The organism is Evansella vedderi, assembly GCF_030813435.1.
Classification (GTDB): domain Bacteria; phylum Bacillota; class Bacilli; order Bacillales; family Salisediminibacteriaceae; genus Evansella; species Evansella vedderi.
The window spans coordinates 1-19,932 of the sequence record NZ_JAUSUG010000017.1; the positions used below are offsets into that span (position 1 = coordinate 1).

Annotated in this window: 15 protein-coding genes and 1 other annotated feature; of the genes, 14 read left to right on the forward strand and 1 reads right to left on the reverse strand. The window is 38.8% G+C overall.

Going from position 1 to position 19,932, the window contains the following annotated elements; translation table 11 throughout:
• The first annotated feature begins 125 nt into the window (after window positions 1-125).
• From J2S74_RS18815 to J2S74_RS18835, 5 genes are all read left to right on the forward strand, one after another.
• Window positions 126-878, forward strand: coding sequence for a TrmH family RNA methyltransferase (locus J2S74_RS18815; protein ID WP_307328565.1), 753 nt, complete (start codon window positions 126-128; stop codon window positions 876-878).
• Between the two features lie 85 nt (window positions 879-963).
• Window positions 964-1,220: a binding site (T-box leader), on the forward strand.
• Between the two features lie 118 nt (window positions 1,221-1,338).
• Window positions 1,339-2,373 (forward strand): phenylalanine--tRNA ligase subunit alpha, encoded by a 1,035-nt coding sequence (gene pheS / locus J2S74_RS18820; protein ID WP_307328567.1) that lies wholly within the window; start codon window positions 1,339-1,341, stop codon window positions 2,371-2,373.
• Window positions 2,374-2,636: 263 nt separating this feature from the next.
• Complete coding sequence (gene pheT / locus J2S74_RS18825; RefSeq protein ID WP_307328571.1) at window positions 2,637-5,063, forward strand: phenylalanine--tRNA ligase subunit beta; 2,427 nt, start codon at window positions 2,637-2,639, stop codon at window positions 5,061-5,063.
• A 96-nt stretch (window positions 5,064-5,159) separates the two neighbouring features.
• On the forward strand, window positions 5,160-5,582 hold the full coding sequence (locus J2S74_RS18830) for a hypothetical protein (protein WP_307328573.1): 423 nt from the start codon (window positions 5,160-5,162) through the stop codon (window positions 5,580-5,582).
• Window positions 5,583-5,707: 125 nt separating this feature from the next.
• The gene (locus J2S74_RS18835; RefSeq protein ID WP_307328574.1) at window positions 5,708-6,436 is read left to right on the forward strand and encodes a metallophosphoesterase family protein; all 729 of its coding nucleotides are present in this window, start codon (window positions 5,708-5,710) and stop codon (window positions 6,434-6,436) included.
• A gap of 226 nt (window positions 6,437-6,662) precedes the next feature.
• On the opposite strand, the gene rnhC is transcribed toward J2S74_RS18835, so the two are convergent.
• Entirely contained in the window at window positions 6,663-7,616 is a 954-nt protein-coding gene (rnhC, locus tag J2S74_RS18840) for a ribonuclease HIII (protein ID WP_307328577.1), read from the reverse strand.
• Between the two features lie 237 nt (window positions 7,617-7,853).
• Between rnhC and zapA the strand changes: the two genes are divergently transcribed.
• The 9 genes from zapA (at window position 7,854) to J2S74_RS18885 (ending at window position 19,916) form a co-directional block, all read left to right on the forward strand.
• Complete coding sequence (gene zapA / locus J2S74_RS18845; protein WP_307328581.1) at window positions 7,854-8,102, forward strand: cell division protein ZapA; 249 nt, start codon at window positions 7,854-7,856, stop codon at window positions 8,100-8,102.
• A 5-nt stretch (window positions 8,103-8,107) separates the two neighbouring features.
• Window positions 8,108-8,644 (forward strand): CvpA family protein, encoded by a 537-nt coding sequence (locus J2S74_RS18850; protein WP_307328584.1) that lies wholly within the window; start codon window positions 8,108-8,110, stop codon window positions 8,642-8,644.
• A 382-nt stretch (window positions 8,645-9,026) separates the two neighbouring features.
• Window positions 9,027-10,748 (forward strand): DNA polymerase/3'-5' exonuclease PolX, encoded by a 1,722-nt coding sequence (gene polX, locus J2S74_RS18855; RefSeq protein WP_307328586.1) that lies wholly within the window; start codon window positions 9,027-9,029, stop codon window positions 10,746-10,748.
• A 14-nt stretch (window positions 10,749-10,762) separates the two neighbouring features.
• Window positions 10,763-13,126 (forward strand): endonuclease MutS2, encoded by a 2,364-nt coding sequence (locus tag J2S74_RS18860; protein ID WP_307328590.1) that lies wholly within the window; start codon window positions 10,763-10,765, stop codon window positions 13,124-13,126.
• A gap of 11 nt (window positions 13,127-13,137) precedes the next feature.
• A complete protein-coding gene (locus J2S74_RS18865) occupies window positions 13,138-13,545 on the forward strand; it encodes a DUF350 domain-containing protein (RefSeq protein ID WP_307328592.1) in 408 nt (135 codons plus the stop codon).
• A gap of 683 nt (window positions 13,546-14,228) precedes the next feature.
• A complete protein-coding gene (locus J2S74_RS18870) occupies window positions 14,229-15,950 on the forward strand; it encodes a long-chain-fatty-acid--CoA ligase (RefSeq protein ID WP_307328901.1) in 1,722 nt (573 codons plus the stop codon).
• A 504-nt stretch (window positions 15,951-16,454) separates the two neighbouring features.
• The gene (locus J2S74_RS18875) at window positions 16,455-18,158 is read left to right on the forward strand and encodes an AMP-binding protein (RefSeq protein WP_307328595.1); all 1,704 of its coding nucleotides are present in this window, start codon (window positions 16,455-16,457) and stop codon (window positions 18,156-18,158) included.
• A gap of 357 nt (window positions 18,159-18,515) precedes the next feature.
• The gene (gene fadR, locus J2S74_RS18880) at window positions 18,516-19,103 is read left to right on the forward strand and encodes a fatty acid metabolism transcriptional regulator FadR (protein WP_307328598.1); all 588 of its coding nucleotides are present in this window, start codon (window positions 18,516-18,518) and stop codon (window positions 19,101-19,103) included.
• A 42-nt stretch (window positions 19,104-19,145) separates the two neighbouring features.
• A complete protein-coding gene (locus J2S74_RS18885) occupies window positions 19,146-19,916 on the forward strand; it encodes an enoyl-CoA hydratase (protein WP_307328903.1) in 771 nt (256 codons plus the stop codon).
• Window positions 19,917-19,932 lie beyond the last annotated feature (16 nt).

Here is a 19,932-nt window from a genome sequence, read left to right on the forward strand (position 1 = left end):
TCATAAAAGCCGAGCGACGAGCGTGCCATCAATAAACCAAAGGTCGCTCTTTACCTTTGGAGGCAGTCTCTCGAAAAGATGGCAAAGCCGTCGCCGGAAAGTTTTTGTAGAGAAGGGAGAGGGAAATGGAAGTAATTGAATCTATTAATAATACAAAAGTAAAGCACTGGAAAAAGCTGCATACAAAAAAAGGCCGAGAAAACGTTGGACAATTTTTAATTGAGGGAATTCACCTTATTGAGGAAGCATTAAAAGCCCATCTTCCTATTAAAGAACTTATTGTCGAAGCGGATAAGGAAATACCTCCGGAATGGAGAGTATCAGAAGTACCACAAGTTTATGTAACAAGAAGAGTATTAAATGAAATTAGTGAAACAGAAACTCCACAAGGTTTTATTGCTATATGTGACCTTCCAGATAATAAAAATTTACCGTTGGAGGACGGGAAATTTCTATTTATTGACGGAGTCCAAGATCCGGGCAATGTGGGCGCTATGATTCGAACGGCAGATGCCGCTGGATTGTCAGGAGTAGTCATGGGAGAAGGTAGTGTTGATTCCTTTAACGGAAAAGTAATTCGGGCAACACAAGGATCATTATTTCATTTACCTGTTCAGAGAATGAATTTATTAGATGCAGTTCAGCTTTGTAAGGAAAATAATATCCCTGTTTTTGGTACATCCCTTGAAGGAAGTACTTACAATGCCATTGAACCTCAGGAACATTTTGCCCTCATTATGGGAAATGAGGGGAGCGGGGTAAACCCAACTTTATTAGCTCAATGTGATCAAAATCTATATATTCCCATACACGGGAAAGCAGAATCTTTAAACGTAGGAATTGCTGCTGGAATATTACTTTATCATTTACGTGGTTAGCTTAGATAAAAAAGTTTTAAAAGAGTTTGCTTAAAGAACAAAAAACTTATATAATAATTAGGAAAATTGGAAGAACAAATGATACATAAAGACGATGATAGAGAGTAGTACGTTGATACATCCCCTTTCAGGGAGGAAATGTCTTAGACTGGAAGCATTTCTAAGTGGGAAACAGCAGAATTCACTCTGGAGTTGACACTGGAGCACAAGCTTGGCTTGTGAAGGTGATCCGGTTTTAGAAGTCCGTTATCTTCATTTTGAGTGAATGGAAAAGAACAAGATTCCTTTAAGCTATCTTCTTCTCCATTAACAAGGGTGGTACCGCGAGCTTTCGTCCCTTTTTAGGACGAGGCTCCTTTTTTATGCTTGGAGAAGCCGAAGGCGTCCGCCTATAGTGTATCCAAGCCATTGTAACAGATTTAATCTAACTTAAATGATTCAAATAAAAGGAGGAAAACCGATGTTAGACCGTCTGCAAGAATTGAAAGACGAGGCAATTCAGAAAGTAAATGAAGCCAATTCAGTGAAGGAATTAAAGGATTTACGTGTTGCATATTTAGGAAAGAAAGGTCCTATTACAGAAGTGTTAAAGGGAATGGGAAAACTCTCTGCTGAAGAACGCCCAAAAGTGGGGCAAATGGCTAATGAAGTTCGAGAAGCAGTTGCTGATCTGATTAATGAGAAAGAAACAAAACTAGAGGAAGAGGCACTAGTTGCTAAGCTTCGAGAGGAAAGCATTGATGTAACCTTGCCAGGAAGACCAGTTGGCAAAGGGAGTAAGCATCCCCTTACCTCTGTAATTGAAACTATTGAAGATATTTTTATCGGGATGGGCTTTACTGTAGCAGAAGGTCCAGAGGTAGAGACAGATTACTATAATTTCGAATCACTAAATTTACCGAAGGATCACCCTGCCCGTGATATGCAGGATACATTTTTTATTACAAATGATTTACTTTTACGTACCCAGACGTCTCCAGTACAGACGAGAACAATGGAGAAGCATGAAGGACGGGGACCTGTTAAAATCATTTGCCCAGGTAAAGTGTACCGACGTGATGAGGACGATGCCACTCATTCACACCAATTCATGCAAATCGAAGGTCTTGTGGTGGCAGAAGGTATTCGAATGAGTGATCTAAAGGGAATATTTGAGCAGTTCGTAAAACGCTATTTCGGACAAGATAGGGAAATTCGTTTACGCCCAAGCTTCTTTCCTTTTACAGAACCATCTGCTGAATTAGATGTTTCTTGTGCCATTTGTGCAGGTAAAGGCTGTCGTACATGTAAACATACTGGCTGGATTGAGGTATTAGGTTCAGGAATGGTACATCCAAATGTACTAAGCATGGGAGGATTTGATCCAGAAAAATACTCCGGTTTCGCCTTTGGGATGGGTGTAGAGCGTTTCGCTATGCTAAAGTACGGTATTGATGATATACGCCATTTTTATACAAATGATACGAGATTTTTATCTCAATTTAATCGGGTTTAATGGTTAATAGAATCAATGTAACAAATTATTATTTTTAGGGCACTCCCATGGATTAGATAAATAAGCATTGTTTGGAATGAGCGGAAACCCTCGAGACTCCTGCGGGAGAATATCAAGGCGAGACACCGCAGGGATGAAGGACCGAGGAGGCTTGTCAGATCACCCGTGGAAAGGGAGAGGGTTGTAGCGAATGATAACTATATTCGTATTTTCATGGACCTACAGTAAAAAAAGTTAAAGGGAATTTAGAAGGAGGAAATAATGTGTTAGTATCCTATCAATGGCTAAAAAAGTATATAGACATAGATGATTTAACCGCCGAAGAAGTAGCGGAGAAACTTACGCGAAGCGGCGTAGAGGTTGACCTTGTTCATTCCATGAATAAAGGGGTCAAAAACATTGTTGTAGGTAAAGTGTTGGAGTGTGAGAAACACCCTGAAGCCGATAAATTAAACCTTTGTCAGGTGGATATCGGTGAAGATGAATCAGTACAAATCGTCTGCGGTGCAGCTAATGTAGCGAAAGATCAGCATGTAGTGGTTGCAAAGGTTGGTGCCCGTCTGCCAGGTGGGATGAAAATTAAACGTGCAAAGCTGCGAGGACAGACTTCGGAAGGGATGATCTGTTCGCTGCAGGAATTAGGTTACGAAGGTAAGCTTGTTTCTAAAGAGTATACAGAAGGAATTTTTCCGTTCCCAACAGAAATGACTCCAGGGGAAGATGCAATGGAAGCATTAAACTTAGGTGATCAAGTTCTCGAATTGGATCTAACACCGAACCGAGCAGATTGCTTAAGCATGATTGGAACAGCCTACGAGGTTGGTGCTATTCTTGGCCGTGACGTAAAATTACCAGAAACAACTATGGAAAGAGGGCAGGAAAATGCGTCTGATTATGTATCTGTAAAGGTGGATGCAAATGAAGATAATCCGTACTATGGTGCGATTATGATAAAGGATGTAACCATTGCCCCATCTCCTCTATGGCTGCAAACAACGTTAATGGCAGCAGGGGTACGTCCTATTAATAATGTGGTAGATATCACGAACTACGTTCTTTTAGAGTACGGGCAGCCATTACACGCCTTCGACTATGACCGTTTTGGTTCGGAGGAGGTATTAGTACGCCGGGCTAAGGACGGAGAAAAGATAACCACATTGGATGATGTGGAGAGAACGTTGACTGCCGATTACCTTGTTATCACAAATGGAAAAGAACCGGTGGCCCTTGCTGGAGTAATGGGTGGAGCAAATTCAGAAGTACAATCTGATACAAAGAATATTTTATTAGAGGCTGCCTACTTTAAAGGGACCACTATCCGTAAAGCATCTCGCGAATTGGGATTACGCAGTGATGCTAGTGCTCGATTTGAAAAGGGAGTGGACCCAAGCCGTGTAAGAGCTGCTGGAGAAAGGGCAGCAAAAATGATTGCAGAAATTGCTGGCGGTACCGTTCTTTCTGGTATTGTGGAATTTAACGAGCTAGATGTAACCCCTAAGGAAGTAACTATTACATTAGGAAAAATTAACGGTGTTTTAGGTACTTCTATTGATACAGATACAGTAAAAGAAATCTTAAGTAAGCTTCAATTTACTTTTGAATTAGAAGGGGAAATGTTCCGTATTTTCGTACCGACACGTCGTCAAGACATTCAAATTGAAGCGGATATTGTGGAAGAAGTGGCTCGTTTGTACGGCTACGATAATATTCCAACCACGTTGCCAAATACTGCAACTACACCTGGCGGCTTAACGGAGGTTCAAGCTAAGAAGCGCAAGGCACGTCGTTTCCTTGAGCATGCTGGTGTAAACGAAGCAGTGAGTTACTCTTTAACTACAGGGGAAAAGGAATCTCATTTCCATGAAGATGCAGATAGCCTTTCAAGGGTAAAGGTAGCGTTGCCAATGAGTGAAGAAAGAAGTACCTTACGTACTACTTTACTGCCACATTTATTAGACGCATTGAGTCATAATAAAAATCGCAGTAATTTAAATGTGAGTCTATATGAGATTGGCTCTGTATTCCATACGGAAGAGGAAACAATTACAAAGCAACCTATGGAAACAGCCATGCTTTCTGGTGCATTTATGGGCCTTTGTTACGAGCACAGTTGGCAAGGTGAGAAAAAGGCAGTTGATTTCTTTGTAGTAAAGGGAATAGTGGAAGGGTTACTTAAAGAACTGAAGATGGAAGGTGACGTTCAATTTGTTCAAAGTGAACCAAAGGGTTTCCACCCAGGAAGAGCAGCCAAACTATTAGTAAACGGAAAAGAGATGGGGGTTCTTGGTCAAATTCATCCATCTGTAGCTAAGGAATGGTCTTTACCTGAAACCTATGTATTTGAATTAAACTTCCATGCATTAGTGGAAGGTAAGGGTAAAGAAATACGTTACTCGCCAATCCCAAGGTATCCAGCAATGGATCGTGATATTGCTTTAGTTCTTGATGAGACCGTAAAAGCAAGTGAAGTGGAAAAGGTAATTGTGGAATTCGGAGGAGATTTATTGAAAAATGTAGCACTCTTTGATTTGTATCAAGGGGAGCATTTGGAAGCAGGTAAGAAATCATTAGCCTTCTCCTTACGTTACCAGGATCCAGAAAAAACACTGACAGAGGAAGAAGTAACAAAAGTACACGAAAGTGTATTAGCCGGCTTAGAAGAACGTTTAGGAGCAACTTTAAGATCATAATCTGTCACAAAATTGTGCGGGACCCGGTCCCGCACAATTTTAATTTCATAAGACAATAGAAGCATAGATCATAAAATTTGAAGGAGTTAGATTGCGATGATTAATGTTTCTAGTATAGAGTTAATTCAGGAAGAAAAACCATACGCATACAATGTTGTATTTACAGTTAATAATAGTGAGATCAAATATGCTACGGATATAGTTTATTCTAGTAAATATAATTACTGGCTCGCAAACCCATTTATCACACATGAATTATCATCACTCCTAATGGGACACCATTGTCCTCAATGCAGGGAGGTGAAAATTGCATGTTTAACCTTATGCGGCCTACATGTGGAGGTTACAAAGGGGATTATTGAACACCCATCATTCCAACAATACATCGTGAACGAATTAAGCTTTTTAACTTTAGAACGTTTTCCGACAGAGCTTCATATTGAAACTAGCCGTAAAAAATGGGATCAAATAACTTACAATAATGCAGCCCATAAAATCTTAAGAAAAGTCTCTGTTTAATGTTTAATATAGACTGATTTCGTAACCCATGTTGCTTTATTAAATTTACCTAAAACAATAGTCTTTTAGAAACCCGCTTAATATAAAATTATAGCTAGTTAAAAATTTTTTCAGGAGGTTTGAAAATGAAATTTGCTTTTATTTCGGATATTCATGGTAATGCCGTAGCCTTACAAGCGGTACTAGAGGATATAGAGATACAAAACGTTGATCAAATCATTGTCCTTGGGGATATTTGTTATCGCGGACCAGAGCCCAAAAAGGCTTTAGAGCTTACACGTTCATTACAGACAACAGTTATTAAAGGGAATGCGGATGAATGGATTGTCCGCGGTATTAGGCACGGGGAAGTTCCTGATAAAGCTGTAGATTTGATGAACAAAGAAAGGGATTGGAGCATTGAAAAGCTTTCAGAGGAAGAAATAGATTATCTGCGAAGCCTCCCAACAGAAGCTTCCCTTAAGCTTACGGAGAACATAGAAATACACGTTTTTCATGCTACACCTAAGAGTTTATTTGATGTTGTTCAACAAGATGAAAGTAGTGCTGCTATTAAGGAAAAGTTAATGGGACATCCTTCAGCCAAATTATTTATCTACGGCCATATTCATTTTCCTTATCTCCGCTTTTTTGACGGGAAGGTTGTTGCCAATACGGGAAGTGTTGGTCTCCCCTTTGATGGAACACCACTAGCCTCCTATTTAATTGTTGAAGGAGAAGGGGATTATTTCAATATGGCGATTCGGCGGGTACCATATGACCTTGATAAGGTAATAAGGCAATACGAAGAAAATAACTATCCAAATATGGAGATGATGACCAGTATTGTTCGAAACGGAAAATTGCCAAATTAAAAAAATATTAATAAAAAGAGGCTGGGACATAACTAAAGTGTTTAATCGGAAATACGAACAATACACTACCTTAGGGAAGTATATTTCCGAAGCGGGTAGATTGCACCTACATCAAGTTTGTTCGGATTTCTTATTAGTAAAAATACTTTTGTCCCAGCCTCTTTCTTCTAGTCTAAGTGTTTGATCTCATTTAAAACTCTCTATGAACGCAAACTCTCATCCAAACTTACACCCCTGCTTTTTTCGTATTAGCAAAATGCCATTTTGTGCACCGGTATAGGGTATCTTGCCCCTTTTGACGAAGGATTTCCCGGGCAGCTTGGTCTACCTTAGGACCTGCTCCCTTAGGTAAAGGTAGGCCGATTTCAGCTTCTAACTTATCCATTTCATTTAAAAAGGAAAATCTGGCAAGTACGGAAGCGGCTGCTACAGATGGATGAATATTCTCCGCCTTAGTAGCAAAGTAAATGGGTTTCTCAGAAATCCATGCTTTTTTCTTCCCTTTTAAATATTCAAAATAACGTTCAGGCTGGACAAACTGGTCAATAAATACTCCATCGAAGTCTACCTCGTCTTCCGAACATTTTTTCATGACATTAGTAATAGCTTGATGATGTAGAAGGGCTTTCATTTGACCTTGATTCATTCCCTGCTCCTGAAGCTCATTATATTTCTCATTCTTCAACACAAGCAAGCTGTATGTACAATGCTTGACCAACCGAGGGGCAAGCTCACGTATGGTGGTATCAGTAATGCTTTTAGAATCACGAATTCCCCAGCCCTCAATTGTTTTCATTTGCTCCTTACTTAAGTGAACACATACGACTGTCATTGGTCCAAAGTAATCTCCTGTACCTGTTTCATCACTCCCTAGTAAAACTAGGTCTGTTACATTATGTGGCGGCTTATAATTATGATTATCTACTGAGGAAGTACTGTTTTTTTTCTTTGCAGAAGTATCATTTTTACTTGTCTTTTTTCCATTCCAACGGCTTGCCTCATTACTGGCATCTTTCCCTTGAAATAAAACTTTCCCTGATTTATAAGCGGTGATCATACAGCCTTTTGTTTTTGCTGCAAAAACGGCACCCTTTGGTGGATTGCTCTTTAAATCTGCACTATAGTGGGAATTCATCTCTGTTAATGTTTTGTTCGTTACTTGAATCACTTCATAACTCAAATGTATACACCCTTTCCATCAACATCAGTACCAGTTCTCTTCACAGTATAGACAACCTTCCTTGATACGTCACTGATTTTTTGAGAAAAAATATCTTCCAGAGTAGAATAACAAAAAAACGAATATCTAGGTTCAATTTCCCCTTTTTCCATTCTTCTTTCATCTTTATATTTCCATACACAGTCTGTCATGTTATGATATAAATTAGGATTTCTATGACGAATGGAGGCCTTGTGAGTGGAAGAGGAACACGAAAAGCGTCGAACCAGTGTGACAATTTATGGTCAACAATATACCATCGTCGGACAAGAAAACCCGGAGCAAGTAAAGAAGGTTGCAGAACTTGTTGATCGTAAAATGAGAGAGTTAAAAAGTAAAAATCCTTATTTAGATTCAAATAAATTAGCTGTCTTAACAGCAGTCAACATTGGGAATGATTATCTATCATTGTTAAAGTCAGATAAAGAAGAGAAAGATGGGGATTAATAGAGATGCTGAGTTTTTTGTTGTTTTTTGCATTAGTTGTCAGCTTTTTTGTAGGATTTCGCCGTGGAATCATTTTGCAATTGATTCACTTGCTGGGTTTCGTGGTAGCCTTTATTGTGGCCTATCTGTACTATCAGGATGTGGCACATTACATAAGATTGTGGATTCCATTTCCACAGCTGTCATCCGATTCAGGATTAACTTTATTAGTAGAAGCCTTTAGCTTTGAAAGAGTCTACTATAATGGTATTGCCTTTGCTATCTTATTTTTTGCAACAAAGATTATCATGCAAATAGTAGGATCCTTGTTTGATTTCTTGGCTCATTTGCCAATTTTAAATATGATTAATCGTTGGCTCGGGGGGATTTTAGGTTTTATTGAGGGATTACTAGTAATTGTTGTTCTATTACATTTAGGAGCACTTATCCAAATAGAATTTATCCAAGAGCATATCCAGAACTCATCCTTTGCACAAATGATATTTGAATATACACCTATTATTTCAAACCAAATTAAGGAGCTTTGGATGGATACGATGTAATAGCATATTAAGAAGCAATGATCTTTTATCTGTTTTAACTCCTTTGCTTTTATGAGCAGAGTGGAAAAAATGGAAAACAGATCATTGCTTTTTGGTTTAGTGATAGTTATTTTTATATTACCCCATATTGGTTGCACCTGTGGGGATGATAAGGCTATGATGAAAAAGATAAATATTGTTAAGGTTGTTTTTTAACTTTGTTGCGTAAAAGCTTGGAGCAGCGGAAGGTGGCGACTCCAGCGGGAAAAGCAACAGCTGAAGACTCCGGAGGGTGTTTTTCCGGTGGAGGCTGAAGCGTTGCCCGTGGGCTGCCTTTAGGCGGAATTGGTCCGCCTATAGCGTATCCAAGCTATCACTCAGCTTTTTCTTGTGAGGTGTCTTTATGAATAAAAAGGATGTTATTAATGCTCTTGAAACAATTGCTATATATTTAGAAATTAAAGGAGAAAACACCTTTAAGGTTTCTGCCTACCGTAAAGCGGCTAATGCTTTAGAACGGGATGAACGTACAATGAAGGAAATTGGGGATCCTTCCAAGCTACAAGGTATAGGAAAAGGAACTGCTTCTGTGATCAATGAATTAGTTGAAACAGGGGAATCTTCCTTATTAAACGAATTAGTGGAAGAACTTCCTTCAGGCTTGCTTCCTTTATTAAAGCTTCCAGGCCTTGGGGGGAAAAAGATTGGTAAATTATATCAAGAATTAAATGTTACGGATGTCGATTCCCTGCGGAAGGTTTGTGAAGAAAATAAAGTACAAGTACTGCCAGGCTTTGGCGAAAAAACAGAAGAAAAAATTCTTGCAGCTATTAATGTGTTTGGGCAACGGCCTGAACGTTTGACCTTAGCGCAAATGATTCCAGTGGCTGAACTCATTAAAAAACGCCTTGAACATATGAACTCCATAATCAGATATGAACTTGCTGGCAGTTACCGGCGTGCAAGAGAAACGGTGAAGGATTTAGACTTTATTATCTCTACGGATGACCCAGAAGCTGTAGGTGAGCAGCTTGTATCCATGGATAATATAAAAGAAGTAATCGGACATGGGGGTACGAAGGTAAGTGTAGAACTACAATTTGATGATCTTATCGTTTCCGTAGATTTTCGAATGGTTAAAGATGAAGCTTTCCCCACTACATTGCACCATTTCACTGGCTCTAAGGACCACAATGTTCTCATGCGTCAAAGGGCAAAGGAAAATGGGGAAAAAATAAGCGAATATGGAGTAGAAAATGAAGAGACGGGTATAGTTAGAACTTTTAAAAGTGAAGAGGATTTTTTCAAGCACTTTGGTTTAACCTACATCCCTCCAGAAGTAAGGGAGGGGAAAGAGGAGCTAATAGCATTTGAAGAAGGAAATAAAAAATATGATCTAATAGAAGAAAAGCATATTCGTGCTGATTTACACATGCACACAACATGGAGCGATGGTGCCAATTCATTGGAAGAAATGATTGAGGCCTGTCTAAATATGGGCTATGAATATATGGCTATTACAGACCACTCGAAGTATTTACAAGTAGCAAATGGGTTAACAGTAGAAAGGTTAAAACGCCAGCACGAGGAAGTTCGTAAATTAAATGAGAAATACGATGGCATTACTATTTTTACAGGGATTGAAATGGACATTTTGCCCGATGGAACGTTAGACTATGAAGATGAGATTCTTCGGGAAATAGATTTTGTCATTGCATCCATTCACTCTGCATTTCAGCAAAGTGAAGAGAAAATTATGAAACGTTTAAAATCGGCAATGGAAAACCCTTATGTGGATATGGTTGCTCATCCTACAGGGAGGGTATTAGGACGTCGTGACGGTTATCCTGTAAACATGGAACAACTCATTCAAATGGCAGTAGATACGGATACTATTCTAGAACTTAATGCTAATCCCAATCGTTTAGATTTATCAGCGGAATGGGTGAAAAAAGCACAAGAGGCTGGTGCGTTAATTTCTATTAATACGGATGCTCATCGGTTATCGTGGCTGGACCACATGCCAATCGGTGTGAAAACTGCAAGGCGTGGGTGGTTGAAAAAGGAAACTGTTGTCAATACATGGACAGCAGAAGAACTACAGAAATATATAGGTAATAGATGATGGAGGTGACCCTAGTGTTGGATAGGGTTTGTCGCATATTAGAATACGATAAAATGAAAGGGCAGCTAATAAAGCATGCTAGCAGTTCCTTAGGAAAACAAAGGGTGGAAATGTTAAAGCCTTCCTTTAATATGGAAGAGATTCGTCATGCACAAAAAAGCACGTATGAAGGTACAAAGGTCCTCCGACTTAAAGGACAGGCACCTTTAGGTGGAATTAGGGATATTCGAGCCTCCATAAAGCGAGCAAGAATTGGCGGTATGTTAAACGAATTGGAGCTATTAGATGTGGCTTCAACCATCTTTGGAAGTAGACGCTTTAAAAGCTTTGTGGAAGGGATGCTGGAGGATGAAGTGGAGCTTACCATTCTTCCAGAATTAGTGGATCAAATAATTCCTCTGACAGATTTAGAAAGGGAAATAAAGCACGCTATTGATGAAAATGGCGATGTGCTAGATTCTGCAAGTCCTGTACTGCGGACTATTCGACAGCAAATACGTTCCCATGAATCCAGTGTCCGTTCTAAGCTTGAAAGTATTACTCGGTCTTCAAGTGGAAGAAAAATGCTGTCTGATGCGATTATTACAATTCGAAATGACCGTTTCGTTATTCCTGTCAAACAAGAATATCGTGGACATTTTGGAGGGATGGTCCATGATCAGTCAGCTTCAGGGGCAACATTATTTATTGAACCGAATTCTGTGGTTCAAATAAATAATCAATTACGAGAAGCAAGGGTGAAGGAAAAACAAGAAATTGACCGAATTCTCCATGCCCTCTCTACCCTCGTTAGTGAGGCTTATGAAGAATTGAATACGATAGTGGAGGTTATGGCAGAGATAGATTTTATTTTTGCAAAGGCCCTTTATAGTAATGAATTAAATGCCTCTCAACCGCAACTTAATGATGATGGTTATATACAAATGAAAAAAGCTCGTCATCCTCTTATTCCAAGTGATGAAATTGTTCCAATTGATATTGAAATGGGTAAGGAGTATTCCTCCCTTGTTATTACAGGCCCCAATACCGGGGGGAAAACCGTAACGTTAAAAACAGTTGGGTTATTGACGTTAATGGTTCAGTCAGGGTTGCAAATTCCATGTGAAGAAGGCTCTACCGCTGCAGTTTTTGAGCAAATATTTGCGGACATCGGGGATGAACAATCTATTGAACAAAGCTTAAGTACATTTTCTTCCCACATGGTTAATATTGTGGATATATTGGATCGTGTAGACCATCGTTCGCTCGTATTATTTGATGAACTTGGTGCGGGAACAGACCCTACTGAAGGAGCAGCCCTTGCCATCTCCATTTTAGATTATGTTTATAATGTAGGGGCAAAGGTTATTGCCACCACTCACTACAGTGAATTAAAAGGGTATGCCTATAACCGTGAGGGTGTAATGAATGCAAGTGTAGAATTTGATGTGGAAACATTACGCCCAACGTACCGTTTGTTAATCGGCGTACCAGGTCGAAGTAACGCTTTTGCCATTAGTAAGCGATTAGGGTTAAGTGATATCATTATTGAAGATGCAAAATCCCATATTGGAGCAGATACAAACAAAATAGAGAAAATGATCTCATCGTTAGAAGACAGTCGTAAACAAGCGGAACGGGAAAACGAAGAGGCTCTCAGATATAGGGAAGAAGGAGAGCGACTTCACCGTGAATTAGAGCAAGCATTCCAAAAGTTGGAGAAAGAAAAGGAAAAGATATTAAAGGCGGCTGAAGAAAAGGCGAAAGAATCTGTTGAAAAAGCTAAATTAGAAGCAGAAGCCATTATTTCTGAGCTTAGGGAAATTCAAAAAAATAATCCTCAAATAAAGGATCATGAGTTAATTGCTGCAAAGAAAAGGCTAGAGGAAGCACAGCCTCATTTAGTAAAGCGTGAAAAGGATAAGCCGAAGCCTTCTGTTAAAGACAAAAAGAAAAAACTTATTCCTGGTGATGAGGTAAAGGTAATTAGCTTTGATCAAAAGGGACATATTGTTGAAAAAATAAATGACAAAGAGTATTTAGTACAGCTTGGTATGATGAAAATGAAGGTAAAGGTGGAGGACCTCCTTTATATAGACCGACCCAAACAGGTGGAAAAGAATCCACTTTCAACTGTCAGGGGGAAGGACTCACATGTTAAAACAGAACTGGACCTTCGAGGTGAGCGATTCGAGGATGCCATGCTTGAAGTAGAAAAATATTTAGATGATGCCGTTTTAGCAGGCTATCATCAAGTATCTATCATTCATGGAAAAGGTACAGGTGCCCTCAGAAAAGGGGTTCAGGAATTGTTGAAGCGACATAGAAATGTTAAAGAGACAAGAATGGGCAGTGCCGGTGAAGGCGGTTCAGGGGTTACCGTTGTAGCATTAAAATAGGGGGAATCATAATGGACAGTTTCTTCCAGCATGATTATATTTACACGGCGGGGATGTACAGCCTCGTCGTCATTGCACTTATTGTATATTTAACAGTCTTTGAATTCGTTACTAAATATAAGACGTGGACAGAAATTAAAAATGGAAATATAGCTGTAGCATTGGCAACTGGTGGAAAGATTTTTGGAATTGCCAATGTGTTTCGTCATTCGATCATGCATAATGATTCCGTTATTTCTATGCTTGGGTGGGGAACCTTTGGGTTTGCTCTCCTCGTTTTTGTTTATTTCATATTCGAATTTCTTACACCAGGCTTTAAGGTAGATGAAGAATTGCAAAAGGATAACCGGGCGGTGGGGTTGGTTTCTTTTATGTTATCTGTTGCACTATCCTATATTATCGGAGCCAGTATCCGTTAAATACTTCATATTGGAAAAATATAGTTAAACCACTCGTGTAAATAGAATGGTAAAATACTAGAGAAAACTCGTTAAATTAGAATAAGGTGATTATAGTAATGGAAACATTGTGGAAAGTTCTCATTGGTTGCTGTATTTTATTTATGGTTTCAGGAATTGTCTATATTGTGTTTTTTGAATAATCCTTGTACTAAACTGATAAGTCCCCTTTCTAAGTAACGAAAGGGGGACTTTATTTATTCTAGGCTGATTTCGCCTACATTGTTGCGTTTGCTGAAGCTTGGAGAAGGGGAAGACGGAGACTACAGTTGCCTGCGAAACCAGGACGGTGACATTACGCCTGTAGGGTATCCAAGCTAAATATATGATACGAAAAACCAACTGTTGTTTTTATACGACAAGTAAACGCAGTAAACAGCCTTTGGATAAAATCTTAGCATGTGATACGTATTTCCCCGTATAAATAGTAATAGTGGTTAAAGTAGAACTTTAGGGGGGGAATATTCTAAAAATTTAAACAAATGTATTTCATTTTGTATGCGTTTTCATTAAAATAGGAAGTAGAGGAGAATGCCTGTCGATGAAAAGGGAGCCCCATCTAGAATCCTGTTTGGGTCAACTTTTCATGGAGAAAAAACTTTTAAAAAGGAGAGATCATTTTTTTATAAGGGAGGAAAACGATGATGGAAACATTAACAGAGAAACCTTGGTTTAATTACTACCCTGCAGAAATTCCTAAGTCACTTGACTATGAAGTGGCTACATTACAAAGCTACTTAAAAAGGGCAGCAGAGCGTTTTCCAGATAAGACTGTTCTTGATTTTATGGGAAAGGAAATGACTTATAAAGAGGTTTACAAATCAGCATTAAAGCTGGCAAATCAACTTCGATCTCTGGGGATAGAAAAGGGAGATCGTGTATCCATCATGCTTGCTAATACACCACAAGCGGTTATTGCTTATTATGGTGCTCTTTTTGCTGGAGCAATTGTAGTACAAACAAATCCATTATATGTGGAACGGGAAATCGAACATCAAATGACCGATTCCGGTTCTAAAGTAATGATTTGCTTAGATCTTGTTTATCCAAGGGTAGCGAAGGTGAAAGAGAAGACGCAGCTGGAGCATATCATCGTGACAGGTATTAAGGATTATTTACCCTTCCCAAAAAACTTGATCTATCCATATATTCAGAAAAAGAATACCGGTATTACAGTAAACCTACAGTATAATCATCGCCTTCATTCCTTTGTAGACTTAATAAAGAAAGGAGCAGCAAAGGAAATTGAGTTAAATATTGACCCGAAGGAAGATTTGGCGCTTCTTCAATATACTGGTGGAACGACAGGTCCGGCGAAAGGGGTGATGCTCACTCATTATAACCTAGTGGTAAACACGCAGCAGTGTCAATGTTGGATGTACGAAGCGAAGGAAGGGGAAGAAGTGATTTTAGCAGCACTTCCATTCTTTCATGTTTATGGTATGACAACAGTAATGAATCTGTCTATTCGAATGGGTTTTAAGATGATCATTATGCCTAAGTTTGAACCTAAGGATATATTAAAGGCTATTGAAAAGCACAAAGCAACATTGTACCCTGGGGCACCGACAATGTATATTGGACTTTTAAATCATCCAGATATCAAAAAACGTGATTTATCGTCCATAAAAGCATGTATAAGCGGATCAGCTCCTTTACCTTTAGAGGTTCAGAATCAATTTGAACAAATCACAGGTGGACGGCTTGTGGAAGGCTATGGATTAACGGAAACATCTCCTGTAGCCGTTTCTAACCTTATCTGGGAACATAGAAAGACTGGAAGTATTGGTATTCCATGGCCAGATACGGATGTTTCTATCCTTTCAGCTGAAACGGGAGATATAGCGAAGCCTGGTGAAATTGGAGAGTTAATGATAAAAGGTCCACAAGTGATGAAGGGCTATTGGAATCGTCCCGAGGAAACACAGGCTACCTTTAAAGATGGTTGGTTCTTGACGGGGGATATGGGATATATGGATGAAGATGGCTTCTTCTACATTGTTGATCGGAAGAAAGATATGATTATTGCAGGGGGATTCAATATATATCCACGTGAAATTGAAGAAGTTCTTTATGAACATGAGGATATTCAGGAAGCATGTGTTATCGGGGTTCCTGATCCATACCGTGGGGAGACGGTAAAAGCCTTTATCGTTCCTAAGGAAGGTCGAACAATTTCCGAAAAAGAATTAGAAGAGTTTTGCCGTAAACATTTAGCAGCTTATAAGATTCCTCGTTTATACGAATTTAGAAAGGAATTACCAAAAACCATGGTAGGAAAAATACTTAGGCGTGTCCTTGTGGAGGAGGAAAAGAAGAAAATAACAGAAGCTGCGAATCAATCAGAAAACGAAGACGCTAAGTAGAAGTAAGAGGCTAACCCTTATATCAAGGGGAGCCTCTTTTTAATATTCATAAAAGATTATATTGTTATTAATAACAGCCTGACGTTATTATTTTTAAAAAACAATTATTTATTTTGCGAGATAGATAATTTTATAGTAATAAATCTTTTTTTTCATATGGATCTTCTCGCATAGAATGTTGCTTTTCAAGCATACTTTTTGGTTGGATACGCTATAGGCGGACGCTTTCCGCTTCTCAAAGCTTTCTAAAACGCAACAAAATTTACAAAAACAGCCTTTTATAAAAAACGAGGTTTCCTATAAATAAAATATCTATAGAATAACAATTTTCTATAGGAGGAAAATGGTGCCAAAATCAGATGGTTATATTCAAATTTTTTTATAAAAATAAAAAATTTAAAAAATTAGCATAAAACCATTTATTTTTGTAATCGGTTTCATTACAATGAATATTAGAGGGGTTTGAATGTTTCGGATGAAAGGGGAGACAAAGGAGGATTTTTTATGATTCAACAAATAAACCAACCTTGGCTTCAGCAGTACCCAGATGAAATTCCTCATAAAATAAATTATGAGGAGAAACCTTTACAGGAGTACTTAAAAGATGCTGCAACGGAGGAGCCCCAAAAGACCTTACTTCATTTCATGGGGAAAGAAATGACATTTGGTGAGGTATATGAGGGTGCACTCAAGTTTGCAAATGCATTGAAGGATTTAGGAGTGGTACAAGGGGATAGAGTAGCAATTATGCTTCCTAATACTCCACAATCTGTGATTTGTTATTACGGAGCTTTATTTGTAGGGGCTATAGTGGTTCAAACAAATCCACTGTATGTCGAACGTGAATTGGAGCATCAAATGGTTGATTCAGAGGCAAAGGTGATCGTTTGTCTTGATTTACTTTATCCCCGTGTAATGAACGTAAAGAATAAAACGAAACTGGAGCATGTTATTGTAACGGAAGTTAAAGATTTTTTACCCTTCCCAAAAAACTTAATTTATCCATATATTCAAAAGAAAAATTACGGGTTTAAAGTGGAAGTAAATTATCAAGGAAAAACACATTCCTTTGTAGAATTGTTACGATCCTCAGCAGCGGAAGAAATCTCTTTAGAGATAGACGTAAAAAAAGATTTAGCTTTGCTGCAATATACAGGGGGCACTACAGGTGTTGCAAAGGGGGTTATGCTCACCCACTATAACCTAGTTGTAAACACTACTCAATGTATAAAATGGATGTATAAAATTGACCATGGAAATGAGGTTATCTTATGTGCCCTGCCGTTTTTCCATGTTTATGGAATGACAGTGGGTATGAATTTTTCAGTAATGGATAGATCTAAAATGGTTATCCTCCCACGATTCGACACAAAGCAGGTGTTGCAAGCAATTGAAAAGCAGAAGGTAACTATATTCCCAGGGGCACCAACGATGTATATTGGATTAATTAATGATAAAAATGTCAGGAAGTACGATTTAACCTCAGTAGAGGTTTGTATAAGTGGATCTGCCCCCCTGCCAATTGAGGTACAAGAACGGTTTGAAAAATTAACTGGTGGTAAATTATCAGAGGGCTTTGGTTTAACAGAGGCATCACCCGTTACACATTTTAACTTAATGTGGGGAAAACGACCGTCTGGTAGTATAGGCGTTCCATGGCCCGATACAGATGTAGTAATTTTGTCAGCGGAAACGGGGGAACCAGCGCCTCCGGGACAAATAGGGGAACTAATTATTCGTGGACCTCAAGTGATGAAAGGGTATTGGAACCGCCCTGAGGATACAGAAGCAGCCTTCCGGGGAGAATGGCTGTTAACTGGGGATATGGGTTATATGGATGAGGATGGTTTCTTCTACATAGTGGATCGAAAAAAGGATATGATTATCGCAGGAGGCTTTAATATTTATCCTAGAGAAGTGGAAGAAGTCCTTTATGAACATGAAGCTATACAAGAAGCTGTAGTCATCGGAATTCCGGACACTTATAGAGGAGAAACGGCGAAGGCTTTTATTGTACTAAAGGAAGGCTGTCAATTATCTGAAGAGCAACTGGATTCTTTTTGTAGAAAGCATTTATCAGCCTATAAAGTACCTAAAGCATACGAATTCCGTAAAGAATTACCGAAGACAATGGTAGGTAAAGTACTCCGACGTGCCCTAGTGGATGAAGAAAAGAAGAAACTACAGTTAGAGAAAAAAAGCAGTTAATGTGGGTAAAAAATTAGTTCATGGAATAAATTATAGGGAGTGGAGAAATACTCCCCTCCCTTATACATAAGGCTATCGTTATTCATGGGGATACATTAACGCGCCAATAATAACTAATAGAATAAAAATAATTAGTATCAAGATGAAAATCATATTAAAAACCGCTGTGACGACAGCGGTTATTCACCACCTTTCCTATTGGTCGTTTTATATATTGTATGACGTGTCCCTTATAGGGGGTGTGTACAAATTTAGTAAAGAAATATCTGTTTGACAGAACGGGCAGGATCATCTAAAATAAAAAATATGAATGAATGATCATTCATTTTTAATGGATGAGTTGAGGAAGTGAAGACAATGGCAAAAAAACGTGGTGAAAAATACGATTTAATCATTGATGCAGCCGTCAAGGTTATTGCAGAAAACGGTTATCATAACTCGCAAGTTTCTAAAATTGCAAAGGAAGCGGGAGTAGCAGACGGTACCATTTATTTGTATTTCAAAAACAAAGAAGACATATTAATTTCTTTGTTTGAAGAAAAGATGGGGACCTTTGTGGAAAAAAGTAAAGAGTATCTTGAAAAAGAGGAATCTATTGAAAAGAAGCTTCTTTTATTGATTGAAATGCACTTAAAACAATTAGAGGCTAATCATCATTTAGCCATCGTTACCCAATTAGAGCTAAGGCAGTCCAACTTGGCCCTTCGCTCAAAGATTAACGAAGTTCTCAAAGGCTACTTAGGCTTAATAGACTCCATTTTAGTGGCAGGAATGGAAGAAGGATTTTTTCCTGAAACATTAGACCGCCGCATTGCTCGACAGGTGATTTTTGGCTCCATAGACGAAGTAGTAACAAACTGGGTAATGAAGGACCACAAATACAAACTAGTCCCACTAGCAAAACCACTAAACACAATGTTATTAAACGGTTTAAAAAATAATTAAAGTTTATCGTTGTGAGAGGAGTTGAAAAGGTTGGCCAAATTTATGTATTTGGATTTAAAAAAAGAAGAAAGGATTGCATTTGTCACTTTAAAGCATCCACCAGCAAATTCCTTATCTCAAGCAATGATTCAAGAACTAGATGAAGCTTTTGACGAACTCAGAAACGACCAGGAGGTAAAAGTTGTTATCCTACATGGGGAAGGTCGTTTTTTCGCAGCAGGAGCAGATATTAAAGAGTTTACACAGGCAAACGGTGAGAAGACATTTCGTGATATGTCAAGAAAGGGGCAAATTACGTTCAGGAAAATTGAAGCGTTTACAAAACCGGTTATTGCCGCCATTCACGGAGCTGCTTTAGGTGGTGGTTTGGAGTTGGCAATGGCTTGTCATATCCGTCTTGTTGCAGAAGATGCAAAATTGGGATTACCCGAACTTAATTTAGGGTTAGTTCCCGGATTTGCAGGGACTCAAAGATTGCCCCGCCTTGTTGGAAAAGCTAAAGCTACAGAAATGCTATTAATTTCCAAACCAATTACAGGGTTGGAAGCTGTATCACTGGGATTAGCGAATGATGCCTATCCACAAGAGATCCTCTTACAGGAAGCAACCAACCTAGGTCAAAAAATAGCTCAAAAAGGTGCTATTTCCGTTGCCTGTGCCTTAGAATTATTAGATATGTCCATTAATGAAGATTTTGAGGTTGCTCAGGTGAGGGAGTCACATTGTTTTGGTAAGGTATCGGCAACCCAGGACGCAAAGGAAGGAATCCAAGCCTTTATAGAAAAGAGACCACCGCATTTTAGAGATAAGTAGAAGATTTCAAATAGAT

Coding starts and splice junctions, on each gene's coding strand:
- J2S74_RS18870 (WP_307328901.1), top strand. CDS start 14,229: ATGGAAACATTAACAGAGAAACCTTGGTTTAATTACTACCCTGCAGAA.
- J2S74_RS18875 (WP_307328595.1), top strand. CDS start 16,455: ATGATTCAACAAATAAACCAACCTTGGCTTCAGCAGTACCCAGATGAA.
- fadR (WP_307328598.1), top strand. CDS start 18,516: ATGGCAAAAAAACGTGGTGAAAAATACGATTTAATCATTGATGCAGCC.
- J2S74_RS18850 (WP_307328584.1), top strand. CDS start 8,108: ATGCTGAGTTTTTTGTTGTTTTTTGCATTAGTTGTCAGCTTTTTTGTA.
- J2S74_RS18815 (WP_307328565.1), top strand. CDS start 126: ATGGAAGTAATTGAATCTATTAATAATACAAAAGTAAAGCACTGGAAA.
- polX (WP_307328586.1), top strand. CDS start 9,027: ATGAATAAAAAGGATGTTATTAATGCTCTTGAAACAATTGCTATATAT.
- J2S74_RS18835 (WP_307328574.1), top strand. CDS start 5,708: ATGAAATTTGCTTTTATTTCGGATATTCATGGTAATGCCGTAGCCTTA.
- J2S74_RS18865 (WP_307328592.1), top strand. CDS start 13,138: ATGGACAGTTTCTTCCAGCATGATTATATTTACACGGCGGGGATGTAC.
- pheS (WP_307328567.1), top strand. CDS start 1,339: ATGTTAGACCGTCTGCAAGAATTGAAAGACGAGGCAATTCAGAAAGTA.
- J2S74_RS18830 (WP_307328573.1), top strand. CDS start 5,160: ATGATTAATGTTTCTAGTATAGAGTTAATTCAGGAAGAAAAACCATAC.
- J2S74_RS18885 (WP_307328903.1), top strand. CDS start 19,146: ATGTATTTGGATTTAAAAAAAGAAGAAAGGATTGCATTTGTCACTTTA.